16 protein-coding genes and 1 tRNA gene are annotated in these 16102 nt (G+C 43.1%); 16 read left to right on the plus strand and 1 reads right to left on the minus strand.

The annotated features are described in order from the left end of the window. Position 1: 1 nt before the first annotated feature. From ACQKMP_RS15410 to ACQKMP_RS15420, 3 genes are all read left to right on the plus strand, one after another. Positions 2-1030, plus strand: a complete 1029-nt coding sequence (locus ACQKMP_RS15410) for a mechanosensitive ion channel family protein (RefSeq protein WP_427469785.1) — start codon at positions 2-4, stop codon at positions 1028-1030. After that, the gene (locus tag ACQKMP_RS15415) at positions 1030-1242 is read left to right on the plus strand and encodes a DUF951 domain-containing protein (protein WP_036677772.1); all 213 of its coding nucleotides are present in this window, start codon (positions 1030-1032) and stop codon (positions 1240-1242) included. The genes ACQKMP_RS15410 and ACQKMP_RS15415 overlap by 1 nt, the downstream gene beginning before the upstream one ends. A 43-nt stretch (positions 1243-1285) precedes the next feature. Next, a tRNA-Ser gene (locus tag ACQKMP_RS15420) sits at positions 1286-1376 on the plus strand. A gap of 382 nt (positions 1377-1758) precedes the next feature. Here ACQKMP_RS15420 and ACQKMP_RS15425 read toward each other — a convergent pair. Further along, complete coding sequence (locus tag ACQKMP_RS15425) at positions 1759-1956, minus strand: YjzC family protein (protein ID WP_042131720.1); 198 nt, start codon at positions 1954-1956, stop codon at positions 1759-1761. A gap of 215 nt (positions 1957-2171) precedes the next feature. Between ACQKMP_RS15425 and rpsF the strand changes: the two genes are divergently transcribed. The 13 genes from rpsF to dnaB all read left to right on the plus strand — a co-directional run bounded on the left by rpsF (position 2172) and on the right by dnaB (position 15996). Next, on the plus strand, positions 2172-2456 hold the full coding sequence (gene rpsF, locus ACQKMP_RS15430) for a 30S ribosomal protein S6 (RefSeq protein WP_036677776.1): 285 nt from the start codon (positions 2172-2174) through the stop codon (positions 2454-2456). 48 nt (positions 2457-2504) lie between these two features. Then, complete coding sequence (gene ssb / locus ACQKMP_RS15435) at positions 2505-3011, plus strand: single-stranded DNA-binding protein (RefSeq protein ID WP_036677780.1); 507 nt, start codon at positions 2505-2507, stop codon at positions 3009-3011. A 21-nt stretch (positions 3012-3032) separates the two neighbouring features. Further along, complete coding sequence (gene rpsR, locus ACQKMP_RS15440) at positions 3033-3305, plus strand: 30S ribosomal protein S18 (protein ID WP_036651767.1); 273 nt, start codon at positions 3033-3035, stop codon at positions 3303-3305. Positions 3306-3855: 550 nt separating this feature from the next. Further along, complete coding sequence (locus ACQKMP_RS15445; protein WP_427469787.1) at positions 3856-5808, plus strand: endonuclease MutS2; 1953 nt, start codon at positions 3856-3858, stop codon at positions 5806-5808. A gap of 191 nt (positions 5809-5999) precedes the next feature. Next, positions 6000-7730, plus strand: coding sequence for an oligopeptide ABC transporter substrate-binding protein (gene opp4A, locus ACQKMP_RS15450; RefSeq protein WP_427469789.1), 1731 nt, complete (start codon positions 6000-6002; stop codon positions 7728-7730). 74 nt (positions 7731-7804) lie between these two features. Beyond that, positions 7805-8749, plus strand: a complete 945-nt coding sequence (locus tag ACQKMP_RS15455) for a D-alanyl-D-alanine carboxypeptidase family protein (protein ID WP_427469791.1) — start codon at positions 7805-7807, stop codon at positions 8747-8749. Between the two features lie 317 nt (positions 8750-9066). Next, positions 9067-10107: an LCP family protein gene (locus ACQKMP_RS15460; RefSeq protein WP_179085792.1), complete on the plus strand. Its 1041-nt coding sequence runs from the start codon at positions 9067-9069 to the stop codon at positions 10105-10107. A 193-nt stretch (positions 10108-10300) separates the two neighbouring features. After that, positions 10301-10726: a CBS domain-containing protein gene (locus ACQKMP_RS15465; RefSeq protein WP_042193039.1), complete on the plus strand. Its 426-nt coding sequence runs from the start codon at positions 10301-10303 to the stop codon at positions 10724-10726. Positions 10727-10939: 213 nt separating this feature from the next. Continuing rightward, the gene (locus ACQKMP_RS15470; RefSeq protein WP_170880353.1) at positions 10940-11242 is read left to right on the plus strand and encodes a MazG-like family protein; all 303 of its coding nucleotides are present in this window, start codon (positions 10940-10942) and stop codon (positions 11240-11242) included. 6 nt (positions 11243-11248) lie between these two features. After that, positions 11249-12166, plus strand: coding sequence for a DUF2232 domain-containing protein (locus ACQKMP_RS15475; RefSeq protein ID WP_042193038.1), 918 nt, complete (start codon positions 11249-11251; stop codon positions 12164-12166). Positions 12167-12177: 11 nt separating this feature from the next. Continuing rightward, positions 12178-14184, plus strand: coding sequence for a DHH family phosphoesterase (locus ACQKMP_RS15480; RefSeq protein WP_427469794.1), 2007 nt, complete (start codon positions 12178-12180; stop codon positions 14182-14184). Beyond that, positions 14181-14627, plus strand: coding sequence for a 50S ribosomal protein L9 (gene rplI / locus ACQKMP_RS15485; RefSeq protein ID WP_042193036.1), 447 nt, complete (start codon positions 14181-14183; stop codon positions 14625-14627). The genes ACQKMP_RS15480 and rplI overlap by 4 nt, the downstream gene beginning before the upstream one ends. A gap of 1 nt (position 14628) precedes the next feature. Then, positions 14629-15996: a replicative DNA helicase gene (gene dnaB / locus ACQKMP_RS15490; RefSeq protein WP_042131710.1), complete on the plus strand. Its 1368-nt coding sequence runs from the start codon at positions 14629-14631 to the stop codon at positions 15994-15996. Positions 15997-16102: the final 106 nt, after the last annotated feature.

The raw sequence follows: 16102 nt of genomic DNA on the forward strand, positions 1-16102 counted from the left end.
TATGAATAGGTGGATATTAGAGGCTACTACTCCCGGTGATGCTGTAAAAGATGCCTTGCGTTTTAAAGATAAGGTATGGAATTGGTTTACCGATGCTGATATGTGGGCAAATGTTTTATTCTCAGGACTACGAATTCTTATTATTTTTCTCTTAACTAGGGTCATTATTAAGATTGTTTCTAATATTATTGATCGTTCGCTTGAACGTAAAACCGGTGGCAGAATTCTGTCTAACACACGAAGGTTTACTACGGTAGGGGAATTGATGAAAAATGTAGTAACGGTTATCTGTAATTTTGTGATGATCATGCTCGTTCTTTCAGAGTTCCACTTCGATTTAGCACCCTTGTTGGCCGGAGCGGGTGTACTTGGTCTGGCAGTAGGTTTTGGAGCACAAAGTCTGGTGAAGGATGTTATTACAGGGTTCTTTATTATTTTGGAGGACCAATTTGCAGTTGGTGATGTAATTCAGACAGGTACTTATAAAGGGACTGTAGAATTAATCGGATTGCGAACAACAAGACTGTTAAGTGCAACCGGAGAAGTATTTATTATCCCTAATGGACTAATTACGAATGTAACGAACTATTCTCTTTCCAATGCATTGGCTGTAGTTGATGTTCCTGTTAAAATGGAGCGAAGCTTGGAAGCCACGTTAGGATTAATTGGCGAGGCGCTAAAAGGAATAGAAGAACGTAACTCCCATGTGCTTGCTTACCCTAATGTGCTCGGAATACAGTCCATGAGTACCTCGGAATATGTGATTCGTATAGCTGCCAGCTGTGCTCCTAATGCAAGAGATGCAGCGGAAAGACAAATTCAGAACGACATAAAGCAGGCATTAGAGAAACAGAGCATGCTGGAACTAGCTCAAGCTGAAGAAGAAGCACGTAAGAAAGCAGAGGCAGAGGCGAAGGCTGAAATAGATCTTGCGAAAACAGAACATGCACTAGAAGTTAAAGGGTCGGCAAACACTGGATCAAGACGGCAAATCGCAGCTACACAAGAAGGAGAAGAGGGGGAAGAATAGTGGAACGTAAAGTTTTTCAGCTTGGGGATATAGTGCAAATGAAGAAGCAGCATCCTTGTGGATCTAATGAGATGGAAATCATTCGCATGGGGATGGATATCCGAATTAAATGTACAGGCTGTCAGCATAGTGTTCTGATTCCCCGTGCTAAATTCGAGAAGAATATGAAGAAGGTACTGCGCTCTGCGGAGGGAAATACAGACAATAATTAAGCTTGCAAATGGCATGTCTGCATGATACAATTATTTTTGCTGCGGAGAGGTACCCAAGAGGCCCAAGGGGGCTGACTCGAAATCAGTTAGGCGTGTCAAAGCGTGCGTGGGTTCGAATCCCACCCTCTCCGCCACTTCAGCATATATAACATTTAATGAATCCTTCGTTCCTGTAACGGAGGTTTTTTTGTGTCTATAATTGCCGATATACAGGATAATATATAACGCAAAAAGAAGGGCCCTTTCGGGTCCTTCTTCAGGAGGCAGTACATCAATGATGTTTGGAATTTCTCTGTTTATAGCGACTAAAGTGATTTAGGCGTTGCTGAGGCTAATGCTTTTTTAAGGCAATAACCCACTACTCTTCCCAGCTTACAATAGATGCTGAATCAGATCTCCTGTGATTGTGTTCGTCTACGACGGCCAACGGAACCACACCTCTCTTTTGTACTGCCTGAGTATAGTATGTGTAATGTCGGGCTTTTTATACACATTTATTTTTAAAATATTTTTGAATTAGTGGACCCGTGCTTTTTCAACCTTTTTCCACTTTCGATTTTTGTTGGTGGTCTCAGGGAAGGTGTCCCCTTTTTCCATTTTAATGTGCTGTGGATTCGAAATCTCAGTATGGAAGCTTCGCGCTTCGCCTACCTCTGTGTACATACCTGGATTGGGGGCCTTGTCGCCTTCTTCATATTCCGTTTTCTCACCCATCATTATTCCTCCTTTTTTAGTGTAGATGAATTCGTAATTATTGTGCGCAGGTAGTGATATTTTCATGTAAAAAGAGGGGGAGGAGTTGTCCTGTATTAATATTGCTTGCACTCTGCTGTTCATTTTGGTATATTAATCAGGTGCGAGTCTATGTTTGTGCTCGTTCCTTGCTCCTGACGTGATTAGGGGCCTCAGACCATAAGGAGGTGAAAATTATGCGCAAATATGAAGTGATGTACATTATTCGTCCTGACATTGAACAAGAAGCCGTTCAAGCAGCAGTCGATAAATTCCAAGGCATCATCTCCAATGGCGGGGAAATTACAAAGCACGAAGTGCAAGGTAAACGCCGTCTTGCGTATGAGATCAAGAAATTCCGTGATGGCGTTTATGTTTTGGTTAACTTCAATGCAGAACCTGCAGTAGTTACTGAATTAGAACGTCTTATGAAGATTTCTGACGAAGTTATTCGTTATCTCATTACGAACGACGTTGCTTAAGATCTTGACAAGCTTTGTAATGAATCGCTCTAAAGGAGGGGACCAGAATTGTTGAACCGTATCATTTTGATCGGACGGTTGACCCGTGACCCGGAACTTCGTTATACTCCCGCTGGTGTTGCCGTAACGCAATTTACGCTAGCCGTAGATCGTAACTTTACGGGCCAGAACGGTGAACGTGAGGCAGACTTCATCCCGGTTGTAACCTGGAGACAGCTAGCAGAAACCTGTGCCAATTACTTGCGCAAAGGTCGTCTGACAGCAGTGGAAGGACGCATCCAAGTGCGGAATTATGAGAATAACGAAGGCAAACGTGTATACGTAACTGAAGTTATTGCTGATAATGTTCGTTTCCTGGAATCTTCACAGAGCCGTGAAGGTGGAAATACTTCAAGTGGTGCAAGTAGTATGCCTGAAGAGCCAGCATATGGTGGCGGTGGTAACGCTGGACGCGGAAATAACAACAATAATTTCTCGCGTAACAACAATACTCAAGATCCTTTTTCGGGCGATGGTAAACCGATTGATATATCGGATGATGATTTGCCATTTTAATTAGGAAGGACTGAAAAGAATATGGCTTTTAAACCAAGAGAAGGCGCCGACAACGACAAAAGACCGGCACGTCGTGGTGGACGCAACAAGCGTAAAAAAGTTTGCTTTTTCACTGTGAACAAGATTACTCACATTGATTATAAAGATACCGAACTTCTTAAGAAGTTCATCAGCGAACGTGGAAAGATTTTGCCACGTCGTGTAACAGGTACAAGTGCAAAATACCAACGCGCTCTTACCATTGCTGTAAAACGCTCGCGTCAAATCGCGTTGCTTCCTTACACAACGGAATAGGACGTTTTATAAAAGCAGTCGGGAAACCGGCTGCTTTTTTTGTATGAAGAAAAGGAAGCATTAATAGTAGGGTAAGCATGAAATCGAATTATTTGGGCGTTGAATCGTTTGACGTTGGCACTTTATTATGTTAAATTACAGCTATCCTATAACTAAAGGGGAAATTTTGATGTCGGTGACCGTTCTTAACTAGCAATTTCATAACACTTGATTAGGAAGGCTTTAGCAGGCTCGTCATGAGCCGATTACGTGCTCTATTTGAGTTCGTATTACGCAGCAGTCTGTTGTTCCTTACGGGTGGATGATTTAGTTAAGAACACACGAAGCGTCAAATGGCCTCTTTACGGCTGTTGTTCTCTTTGTAATTAACCGTGCTCTTATTGCACGGTTTTTTTGTTTTTCGGCACCTGTTCTCATTTCGGGGCCTTAGGACAATAGAGGGCATCAGTATAAAAAGAAGGGCAAGGACTGCCATAGTGGCATTCTTTGCCCTTCTTTGCGTTATGGAGAATTAAGTCCAAACCAATAGAGATTTGAAGGAGGATTTGCTGTGAATTTACAAAGTCTAAACACGCTGGAATACGAAATCATTAAAACAGAGCTTGGGCGCCACGCAGTATCTTATGTAGGAAAAAAAGCTGTAGAAGAGCTTATGCCAATGACCTATTTGCCGACGATTCAAAGAGCAATGGAGGAAACTTCTGAAGCTAAAGAACTGCTGGAACGAGGGTCGAGTGTACCCATTCCTTCATTAGAAGGCATTGAGTGGATCATGTCATTAATGGGGACTGGATATTTGTACAGTGAGCAAGATTTCACTGCGGTTGCTACATTTCTTAAGAGCTGTAGTCAACTGCGAAAATATATGGCCTCTAAAGAACAGAGCGCTCCACGGATTGCTGCATATGCATCCTCGTTGATGGAGTTAAATCACGTGAGGGAGGCTATTGATCGATGTATCCGTTTTGGTGCGATTGATGATGGAGCAAGTAAGGGATTAGAGCGAGTTCGTAAACGGATTGTTGTGGCTAAAGAACGTCTTCATAAAAAAATCGACGGAATTATGTCACGCCATCAATCGATTTTGCAGGAGAATATTTATAGTCAGCGAGGTGGACGTTACGTTATCCCCGTAAAACGGGAATATCATAAACAAATAAAAGGATCGGTGCTTGATCAATCCACAAGTGGACAGACGGTGTTTATTGAACCAGACGAGATCGCTGCTCTCCAAATTGAGCTTGATTTACTTTTGGGTGAAGAGGCGCGAGAAGAAGCCGTAATCCTCAGCATGCTGACTAGCTTGGTAGAACAGGAGCAGGCTGCCCTGCACCTTAATATTGAGGCTACGGGCACGTATGATTTTATTTTTGCTAAAGCTAAATATGCACGAACACTGGGGGCATCTACTGTTACGCTGAATGCGAAAGGCTTTCTAAAGATGAATGGAGGCAGGCATCCCATGCTGAAGGGGATGATTCCGATCAATCTGGAGGTAGGTAAGGGGTATAAATCCCTCATCATTACAGGCCCAAATACAGGTGGTAAAACTGTGGTCCTTAAGACACTAGGGCTGCTGACGATCATGGCTCAATCAGGGCTGTTGATTCCGGTCGAGGAGGGCAGCGAATTCACTATTTTTACGGATGTAATCAGTGTAATTGGCGACGGACAAAGTCTGGCACAATCCCTCAGCACATTCTCGGCGCAAATGAAGAGTATTGAGGGAATGCTGAGAGATGCATCTAAAGGGGTGCTGCTGCTCATTGACGAGCTGGCGGCTGGTACGGATCCCGGGGAGGGCATTGCGCTCTCTATCGCGATTCTGGAGGAGCTGAGCCGTAAAGGGGCGAATATTATTGTTACTACACATTTTAATGAGCTAAAAGCCTTTGCAGCCGCAACGACGGGCTTTCAAAATGCGCGAATGGAATTTGATAAAGAAACGCTACAGCCGTTGTATCGATTGACGATTGGAGAAGCGGGGGAAAGTTACGCTCTGCAGATCGCTAAAAAGCTGGGGATAGAGGATAACGTTATTAAGAGATCATGGGAAATCGTAGAGGCGCAGCAACAAAGGCTACAGAAAGGCAGCGGAGAGGCATGGGGAAGTTTTTTCAGCAAAGATGGAGAACAGGAATATGCTGCACTTCCAGTAGAGGAATATGGCAACGCAGAAGAAAAGGCTGCTCCATCTGACCGCAGCAAGGAGAAGCTGATTCAATTTGAAATTGGAGATGCAGTTGTGGTAACGTCACTCGGCCGGACAGGGATCGTTTATGAGAAGAGAGATCATTTAGGAATGGTTGGGGTGATGATCCAGAAACAAAAAATGAAAATTAACCATAAGCGGTTGAAGCCCTATCTTTCAAAAGAAGAGCTATACCCGGAGGAATATGACTTTGATATTATTTTTGAGAGTAAGGATACACGTAAAAAGCGCAAGCTGATGCAGCGTAAACATGTTGAGGGTTTAACGATTACGCACAGAAATGAAGAATAGATTCAATGAAGATCTGTCCACGAGACAGGTCTTTTTTTATAGATATAACGAAATAAGTGAATTTCAAGCAGGAGTAAAGGCCTAGGGCTTAGAAGTTATTGTAACCACCATAAAACTTTGTTACAGTAAAAATATTTATGTTCCATAACTTAAATGTAGATATACGTTCAACTAGAGAAGGGAAGAAACACATGAATAATAAGAAAATATGCAGGTTGTTGTTAACGCTGCTCGTGATGGCAACTCTATTGTCAGCATGTAGTAGAACAACTTCTAGCAGTAATCCATTATCTTCGCGCCATAATATAGTAGACGATAAGCCACAAGCTGGTGGAGTAGTTACCTACGGATTCTCCTCACCATTTACGGGTTTGTTTGAGCCTGCTTTTTATGAAGGTGAAGATGATTTTCATGTGCTGGAATTTATTACTGAGCCGATGTTTCAGATAAATGATGAACTAGTGACGGTTCCTAATATCGCCTCTTGGCAGGAATCTGATGATCATAAAGTATTTACCTTTAAAATTAAACCGGGAATCCGTTGGCATAACGGTGATGAATTAACGGTAGAGGATTGGAAATTCGCAATTGAAACTATTGCTAGTCCAGATTATACGGGCTCGCATTATTATAGTGTTGAAATGATTCAGGGTGCAGAGGCCTATCATGAGGGAGAAGCGAAGGGCATATCCGGATTGAAGGTTATAGATCCTTATACTTTGAAAATAACTGTAACTGCTGCACGGGTAAACACCATCGATAGTCTGTGGCCCTATCCGATGAATAAAAAATACTATACTGGAATTGCTGTTAAAGATATGCCTGAAAGTGACCAGATGCGAAAATCTCCTATAGGTATTGGCCCTTTTGAGGTTGAACATATTCAGCCTGGCCAGAGGGTAGAAATGAAACGTTTTGATCAATATTACAAGGGCAAAGCGCTATTGGATGGGATAGTGTATAAGGCATTTGACGATAAGGAAGTGGCTGAACGCTTTCAAACAGGAGAGATTGACATAGAGTCAGCCCCTCGGGATGCTTATGATGATCTAAAAAAACTGGAGAATATTAACATCCTGCAAACTGCTGAGCTAGGCTATGAATATATAGGTTTTAAATTCGGGCATTGGGATACGGAAACCGAGACCATCGTAATGGATAACCCTAAATTTGAAGACAAAAGATTACGGCAAGCTATGTATTATGCTTTAGATCGTGAAGGGATCATCAAAGCATATTCCCACGGTCTAGCTGAGGCTGTAGAGACTCCAATATCTAGCACTAGCTGGGCGAAGATCCCTGATACTGAGATTAATGCTTATCTATATAATCCTACAAAGGCCAAGGAACTGCTGGATGCTGCTGGGTTCTTGGATCTAGACGGTGATGGATTACGGGAAGACCCAAAGGGCCAGAAGCTGATGATCCATTTTGATTCTATGCTAGGCAGTCAAACAGCAGAGCTACGTACTAATGCCATTTTAAGAAATTGGCGTGATGTTGGACTCGATGTACAGCTGAACGGTGGAGCCTTAAAGGAATTCCATGCTTTCTACGATGCAGTGGAAACCGATGATCCGTCTATCGAACTATTTTACGGAGTATGGGGGTTAGCGAGTGATCCCGATCCAACAGGTCTATGGAGAGAAAATGATCTATGGAACTATCCCCGTTGGTCTTCCGAGCGGAATGAAGAGCTGATTCGTGAAGGCGTAAGTATGAAGGCATACGATATGGATTATCGTAAAGAAATATACTATGAGTGGCAGAAGCTGGTTAATGAAGAGGTGCCTATGATCTTTTTTGCCGAACGAAAAGCGATAGTTCCAGTAAATAAGCGCCTACAGGGCGTTCGCGTGAATTCAATGAGTACGATTATTGACCCTTATAAATGGTGGATTAAGGAAGAGGACGAAAAATAAAATAATAATTTTTTGTGAAAAGTGAAATCAAATTGTAGTTTCATTCGTCATATATAGTATGGAGGATGACGACGATGAAGAGACGGATAGTAGTGGGGGCAATCGCAGCTGTATTAGTCGTTGTCTTAATTGCGGTATGGAGGCCAACTGGGCTTGGTTTTAAACCGAATATTGACGCGGAATCAGCAGTGCTTCTAGATATGGATACCGGAGATATATGGGTGGATATTAATGGTGATGTACCCATGCCACCGGCCAGTGTATCTAAATTAATGACAGAAATGATTGTGCTGGATCAAATCTCCTCTGGAATGATTAGATGGGAGGATAGAGTCCCAATTAGTGCCTATGCAAGTAAAATGGGCGGCACAAGTCTCTCATTGAAGCGGGGAGAATTCTATACTATAAGAGAATTATTCGAAGGAGTCACTATTTATTCTGCCAACGATGCTACTGTTGCATTGGCTGAGTATATGGCTGGTTCAGAAGCCTCTTTTGTGCTCATGATGAACGACAAGGCACATAGTCTAGGCTTATCTTCTCGTACAATATTTACTAATGCAACGGGCCTATCAGGTAAGGATCTTGGTTTCACTGATCCAAATATGCATATCAGCGGTGAGACTATGATGACAGCTCGTGATACCGCTAAATTGGCTGCCGCACTAATCTATCATCATCCGGATATTCTCAATATTTCCAGCCGTACACAAATGCATTTGAAGAATAAGGGGCTATATGTAAGTAATAGCAATTTCATGTTGCCAGCTATGGGTGGCATTTACGCTTATGAGGGTACAGATGGTTTAAAGACTGGACATAATAACCGGGCAGGATACTGTATTGCAGGCTCGGCTCAGCGGGATGGGCATAGGCTTATTGCAGTCGTTATGGGGGCAAAGACTTATGAGAGCCGATTTGAAGGGGCAGCAAAATTATTTGATTACGGATTTTCCCGTGGTTTACAATCCGGAGATCGGGTTAAACATATGATGAATCCGCTCAGAATTAGGAACTAAAGTCGGAGCGCCATACCAGTATTTATTACTTGGTTTGGTGCTTTTTCCCTATTCATGTCGTTATTTGTGGTTTCTTTTTATCCATTTAGTGATTACAATAGAAATATTGTTTTAGTCCACATTATTTTAGAACCGCAAAAAACTTTTTTTTTCTATAATTTTGAATGACCTGAATTTCTTGAAAGGGGGGACAATAAGATAATGGAATAAGGGTCAGTTGATCGCCGTGAGAAATAAAGTCATGACTGCCTGATAAAGATTCAGGAAGCATTATATATATGGCAAGCAATTATTCTACAATAAAGAAGGAATCAAAAATGAAGGAATCAAAGATGAAAAAAATAAAGAAAAGATATATCGCCCTCATTGTTCTTGTTGTTATTATAGCGGGAGGCTTTCTGTTTCGTAATTCCCTGGCTGTATTAGCCTTCGACCTCTTTTTGTCTGATCGGGTTGAAACTAAGCTAAAGGAAGAATCTTACCAGCCGCTTAAGGATGATAATAAGGTTAAGCCAGAACCGGTTGTGTACAAGAGCGATCCGTTCTCAATTATGCTCTTAGGTACCGATCAACGTGATAATGAAACGGCACGTTCAGATACCATGATGTACGCTGTTGTTCGGCCTGAGGACTATAAGATCCTGCTCATTTCTATTCCGCGTGATACGTATACGGAAATTATAGGTCATAAGGATAATAAAAAGGATAAGATTACACATGCCTATGCTTTTGGGGGGCAACAGATGGCCAAGGATTCTCTAGAAGCTCTGCTTGGTCATGATATTCAATATTATGCGACAATAAATTTCCAAGGACTCAAGGATGCTGTAGATGCTATTGGAGGCGTTCCGCTGCCGATTAAGAAAGACATTGTGAACAAGGGTAAGGATCATGAAAAGTTTACAATTGAAGCTGGAAAGTCGCTTTATAACGGACAAGAAGCACTAAACTATACGCGTTATCGTGAGGATAGTGACTTTAACCGTACCAAACGCCAACAGGTTTTTATTGATGTTGTAGCGAATAAAATGTTATCGATCAGTCAAATTGGCAACATTCCGAAGTTGCTGGATATTATGGGAGATAATTTCAAAACCGATATAGAGCCTTCGATGATCATTAGTCTAGCCAAAAAATTCATGGGCGGAAAAGGCATGGATATCTCAAGCTTCACAGTTATGGGTGAAGGTAAACGTATGGATGGTGTTTACTATGATATCGTTGATGAAGAGGATTTGAGTGAAGCTAAGGCGATGATCGACAACTGGATGAGTGCAGCAACACCTGTAGATCAACTAATTGAGCCGGGAAAAGCAAGTAATGCACTGGAGCCTAAATCAACAGCAGTTACGCAATAATTCTAAAGTGGAGTTCAAACTCATATAATTAATTGCAGCAGCCATTCACATTCTTATGGCTGCTGCTTACTGTCTTCATGCTATAATGTATTGGAACGATTATTAAGCTGCCACGTATTAATAATTTTGCATGGTAGTAAAAGGAAGTTAAAGAACCGTAATTCCTTCGGAACTCTTTGAGGAGGATCAAGAGATGAATATTGCATTTTTTTTACTTCCGAAACAGGAAGTCGCTTGCGTAACGATCGATTCAACGCTACGCCAAACGTTGGAGAGGATGGAGTATCACCGTTATACTGCTGTCCCTATTTTGAACCGAAATGGAGAATACGCTGGTACGGTTACAGAGGGTGATCTGCTCTGGTATATGAAGGAATCCGAGGGCAAGGTTACTTTCGAGAACGCTTCAAAATTCTTGCTTAAAGATTTGCCGTTGAGGATGAATAACAGACCTGTCTCGATTGATGCGGATATGGAAGATCTGATTAATTTGGCTAAGGTACAGAACTTTGTTCCTGTAGTCGATGATATGAACCGGTTTATTGGCATCGTTCGCCGGAGTCAAGTCATAGAATATTGTGAGAAATTTGTATCAAAACAATCTCAAGAGTCATTATAGCCCAATTTATTCGCGGTAATAGAAGCAATCGGAACAAGGCCTGTATTTCCGGCGATAACGGAAAGCAGGTCTTTTTTAAAAATGTAAGAAGTACTAGTTCATCCCTTGTTGAAGCATACTTAAGGTGCGTGGGGCGCCCTTGTGTGACACGGAATTTTTTATGCTATAATGGAGAATAAAGCTTTTTGCCGGAGGTAGAGAGACGTGTCCAATGTGCCGAAGGATCTGGATGTCGCTAAACGCGCCAAGGTAATTGAATGGTTAAAAACAGAAGTGATTGACCAAGTTTCACGGTTATTTAAAGCGTTATGGGAAGGCAGTACTACCCGTGTGGGCGACAGCCTTGCTAGTTTGATTATGAGCTCTTATATTTTGGGCCGCAGACTAGGGATTCCCTATCGTCAATTAGATGACTTGCTACTCGAGAAGCTCAGAAAGCATAAGCAGGAAGGGCATCAACTGGAAGAATGGTATCAAGATATATCTGCTTTAGAAGAACATATGCGTAAGAGGTGAATACTGTTGAAATTTCGCTGGTCATCTGTGGCTTGGAGCGTAGTATATTTACTTTTGCTGCTTAGTTTAACGACTCCACTGCTCATCATCACTACCCTATTTATGATTGTTCCGGCAGTAGTGTTATTCACTACGCTGAACACCAAACAATTCGTTATACACGTATTGCCGGTGTTGCTGATTGTTGGTCTGATTACACCTATTTATGTGCTGATCGCGGCGTATTTCTTAATACCTGCTCTGGTAATGGGACGTTGGTATAAAAGACATGCTTCAGCAGTATCTACCGTGATTGCAGGTACGGTTACGATTCTTGGAGAATTCCTGTTACTCTTATTACTCGGTACGGCGTTATTTAACTTTGATTTGTCTAACTATGTGAACGATGTGCTGCAGATGGTTAACTCGCCTCTGTCTGATCTTGGTACTGCTAATCCACTGTTTACTGATCTTGGATTTACGACTGAGGATGTAAACAAGCTAAGTCATATGACGGTTCAAATGATCCCAATGACTCTAATCGTAAGCTCTTTTATGATAGCTGTCATTACGCATTCTATTGTTCGTCCGATTCTGAACAGTATGAATTATGCAGTGCCTAAGATGAAGCCTGCTCGTGAATGGAGACTTTCGAGATCGTTTATTTGGTATTATTTGATTGGTGTGGTTCTTCAGCTCTTCTTCTCAGGATCAGAGAATAATTACATCCTCATGATTTCTGCCAATCTACTGCCGTTGCTACGAATTGGCTTTATGATTCAGGCGATTGGATTTTTCTTCTTCCTGGCGCATGAACGCAAATGGAACAAGATGGTTGCCATTCTGCTAGCAATACCGGTCATTTTGCTGCCGCCGCTACGCATTATCGGTATTATTGATCTTGCTTTCCCACTGCGGGAGTATGTGACGAAATCGAAACGATAGGGTGAGAGTTCATGCCTAAATTTCTGCAAAGACGCTGGCACGGCTATCATACCGTATGGGCGTTCATGCTGCTGTTGGCCCTTATTATAATTGTTAGTGTTTATAACTGGGCTCTTGGGGTCGTTAGCCTGTTTCTGGCAGGTACATTATGCTTCTATATGCTGAAGACGGAAATTTCGTTCCGCCGTAATCTGGTGGAATATATTAACGGATTAACTTTTCGTATTAAGCGAGTGGAGGGAGAAGCAGTGAGTATGCTGCCCCTCGGAATCATTCTGTTTAGCGAAGATCGAACAGTAGAATGGAATAACCGCTATGCTGGTGATATTTTTGCGCGCAAGTCTTTAGTTGGGGAACCGCTACTGGAATTACTGCCGGATATGCAGTCTTTTTTTACGACGAATGTCTCGGGAAAAAGGGATGTTCACAAAGATGGCGTATTGCATGACACTCGCCTTGAACTCACTGTGGATGAACGATTTTATCAAGCTGTCATTATTCCAAGTGAACGTATTCTTTACATGTATGATATCACTGAGCTTGTGGTGCTACGTGAACGTTATGAGGATGAGAAGCTGGCGATTGGCATAGTGATGATGGATAATCTAGATGAATCTGCTCAAGGAATGGATGATCAACAGCGTACTTCTCTGATCGCTAAGGTAGCGAGTGAGATCACCGAATGGAGTAAACAGTTTGATGTTTATCTGCGTCGTCTGTCGTCTGAGCGTTATCTAATGCTACTTAATCATCGTAGTCTGCAAGCACTGGAAGAAAGTCGATTCGTTATTCTCGATGAGATTAGGGAAATGACGGCCGACCTTAAAGTACCCATGACACTGAGTATTGGTATGGCATTTGGAGCGGACTCTGCAAGCGAGCTAGGTGCCTTAGCACAATCCAGTTTGGATATGGCGCTCGGCCGAGGTGGAGATCAGGCTGCTGTAAAAGCAGGCCAGAGGTTGTCTTTCTACGGTGGAAAGAGTAATGCTGCGGAGAAGCGTACACGAGTGCGGGCAAGAGTCATTGCGCATGCGCTGCGTGATTTAATGCAGGAGAGCGACCGTGTGCTGATCCTCGGCCACCGGACACCAGATATCGATGCTGTTGGTGCTGCGATTGGCCTTCTGAGAGCCGCACAGATGTATAATGTAGAGGCTAGCATTGTGATGGAAACTCCTAATCCTTCCATAACGAACATGATGGAGCAGATTAGGAAAGATGATGAATTGTTTAAGTCGTTCATCACAACGGAGCAGTCTTTACAAGTGATGACGGAGCATACACTGCTTATTGTTGTAGATACCCATAAGGCATCTATGACAATGGAACCGCGGCTTGTGCAATATGCGAGTAGAATTGTGGTGGTGGATCATCACCGTAGAGGCGAAGAGTTCATCAACGATGCTGTACTTGTCTATTTAGAGCCTTATGCTTCATCAACCTGTGAGCTGGTGACAGAGTTGCTTCAATATATCCATGAGAAGGTAAAGATTAGTCCATTGGATGCTACAATGCTCTTAGCGGGAATTACTGTAGATACGAAGCACTTTGCACTGCATACAGGCTCACGTACATTTGAAGCTGCAGGGTTTCTGCGCCGAAATGGTGCGGATACCGTTCTTATTCAGCGTATGCTGAAGGAGGATTTACAGGAGTATATTTCAAAAGCCGAAATTATCAAACATGCGCGTATGATTTATGATCAAATCGCATTGGTCGTTACGGCACCAGGTATGAAGATTCCACAGCTACTTATCGCTCAGACTGCGGATACATTACTTGGTATGACGAACGTAGTCGCTTCATTTGTCATTAGTGAGCGACCAGACGGCCTGATAAGCATTAGTGCTCGATCACTTGGGCGTATGAATGTACAGGTCGTGATGGAAAAAATGGGTGGCGGTGGGCATCTATCGAACGCCGCGGTACAGCTAGAAGGAACATGTAAAGAAGCAGAAGCCAGACTGCTGCAAGTGCTGGCTGAAATCGAATCGAAAGAGGGTTTATTCGAATGAAGGTCATTTTCATAAAAGATGTTAAGGGTCAAGGTAAAAAAGGTCAGGTTAAAGAGGTATCCGAAGGTTATGCTTCGAACTTCCTATTACCACGTGGATTAGTTCGTCCGGCAACGGAAGGCAATGTGAAGACGCTTGAGAATCAAGCAGCTGCTGAACAACGCCGTAAAGATAACGAAAAAGAAGAAGCTCAGCAACTGGGCAAGAAGATAGATGAGCTTACCCTGACTATGAAAGCAAAAGCAGGTGAAGGCGGCCGTCTATTCGGCGCAATCACGAGCAAACAAATTGCTGAAACGCTAGCTTCCACTCAAAGCATTTCCATCGATAAGCGCAAGATTGAGCTAGGAGAGCCGATTCGTCATTTGGGAGTGTTTCAAGTAAGTATAAAACTACACACTGAAGTAAAGGCTACCCTTAAGGTTCAGGTAACGGAGGAGTAACATGGGTGGAGATCTCTTTTTCGATCGGGTTCCCCCGCAGAATCTTGAGGCGGAGCAAGCGGTAATTGGTGCTGTTCTGTTGCAGGATGAAGCGCTCATTACTGCAATGGAACGGGTGAATACCGAAGACTTCTACGATAAAGCGCATCAAATGATTTTTGAGGCGATGGTGCAGCTCGGAGAAGAGAGCCAGCCGATTGATCTTGTTACGCTTACTTCTAGACTGCAGGACAAGGGAGAACTCGAAGATATTGGTGGTGTAAGCTACCTAGCTAAGCTGGCGCATGCTGTGCCTACTGCGGCTAACGTAGAATACTACGCGCAGATTATTGAAGAAAAGGCTATGTTACGGCGTTTGATTCGTACAGCGACGCAAATCGTAAGCGAGGGTTACACCGGCGGTGAAGATGTAGCCGATATGCTGAGTGATGCAGAACGGCGAATTCTTGAAATCTCTAACCGGCGCAGCGGCAGTGGATTTATCGCAATCCGCGATGTTTTGATGGAAGTATTTGATAAGGTTGAACTCCTCCATCAGAATAAAGATAAGGGTGGCATGTCAGGTATTCCAACGGGATTTGTGGATTTAGACCATATGACTAATGGATTCCAGCGCAATGATTTGATTATTGTTGCAGCCCGTCCTTCTGTAGGTAAGACAGCATTCGCGCTAAATATTGCTCAGAATGTGGCCGTACGTGCCAAAGAGACGGTTGCCATATTTAGTCTGGAAATGTCTGCGCCGCAGCTAGTACAGCGGATGATTTGTGCCGAAGCTAATCTGGATGCGAATACTATGCGTACCGGTGACTTTAAGAGTGATGATGATTGGTCGAAGCTGACTATGGGCATTCAGTCCCTATCGGAGGCGGAGATTTATATCGATGATACAGCAGGGATTACTGTAACGGATATTCGTGCGAAATGCCGGAGGCTCAAGAAGGAAAAGGGCCTGGGGATGATCGTCATTGACTACTTGCAGCTCATTCAGGGCCGCGGTAAAGGCGGGGAAAACCGTCAACAGGAAGTATCGGATATATCCCGTACATTGAAGCAGATCGCTCGTGAATTGGACGTGCCGGTTATCGCCCTGTCGCAGCTTAGCCGGGGTGTGGAACAACGTCAGGATAAACGACCGATGATGAGTGACTTGCGTGAATCCGGTTCTATCGAGCAGGATGCCGACATTGTTGCGTTCTTGTATCGTGACGACTATTACAATCAGGACACTGAGAAGAAAAATATTATTGAAATTATTATAGCTAAACAGCGTAATGGTCCCGTTGGGACAGTAGAGCTTGTCTTCCTCAAAAACTTCAACAAGTTCGTTAACTACGAGCGAGCACATGCAGAACCATTTGCTGGGTAACCTGTCATGTATGATATCCGAACGATTGCACATTTCTTTGTGTAATCGTTCGTTTTATTTGACTTTGAAAAAAACGGCTGTTACACTGAGTATTGTCCTTTAGTGG

Origin of the sequence: Paenibacillus sp. NPDC101420 (genome assembly GCF_050277435.1) — a bacterium.
GTDB lineage: Bacteria > Bacillota > Bacilli > Paenibacillales > Paenibacillaceae > Paenibacillus_AQ.

Coding starts and splice junctions, on each gene's coding strand:
- ACQKMP_RS15455 (WP_427469791.1), top strand. CDS start 7,805: ATGAAGAGACGGATAGTAGTGGGGGCAATCGCAGCTGTATTAGTCGTT.
- ACQKMP_RS15480 (WP_427469794.1), top strand. CDS start 12,178: ATGCCTAAATTTCTGCAAAGACGCTGGCACGGCTATCATACCGTATGG.
- rplI (WP_042193036.1), top strand. CDS start 14,181: ATGAAGGTCATTTTCATAAAAGATGTTAAGGGTCAAGGTAAAAAAGGT.
- rpsR (WP_036651767.1), top strand. CDS start 3,033: ATGGCTTTTAAACCAAGAGAAGGCGCCGACAACGACAAAAGACCGGCA.
- dnaB (WP_042131710.1), top strand. CDS start 14,629: ATGGGTGGAGATCTCTTTTTCGATCGGGTTCCCCCGCAGAATCTTGAG.
- ACQKMP_RS15460 (WP_179085792.1), top strand. CDS start 9,067: ATGAAGGAATCAAAGATGAAAAAAATAAAGAAAAGATATATCGCCCTC.
- ACQKMP_RS15410 (WP_427469785.1), top strand. CDS start 2: ATGAATAGGTGGATATTAGAGGCTACTACTCCCGGTGATGCTGTAAAA.
- opp4A (WP_427469789.1), top strand. CDS start 6,000: ATGAATAATAAGAAAATATGCAGGTTGTTGTTAACGCTGCTCGTGATG.
- rpsF (WP_036677776.1), top strand. CDS start 2,172: ATGCGCAAATATGAAGTGATGTACATTATTCGTCCTGACATTGAACAA.
- ACQKMP_RS15465 (WP_042193039.1), top strand. CDS start 10,301: ATGAATATTGCATTTTTTTTACTTCCGAAACAGGAAGTCGCTTGCGTA.
- ACQKMP_RS15425 (WP_042131720.1), bottom strand. CDS start 1,956: ATGGGTGAGAAAACGGAATATGAAGAAGGCGACAAGGCCCCCAATCCA.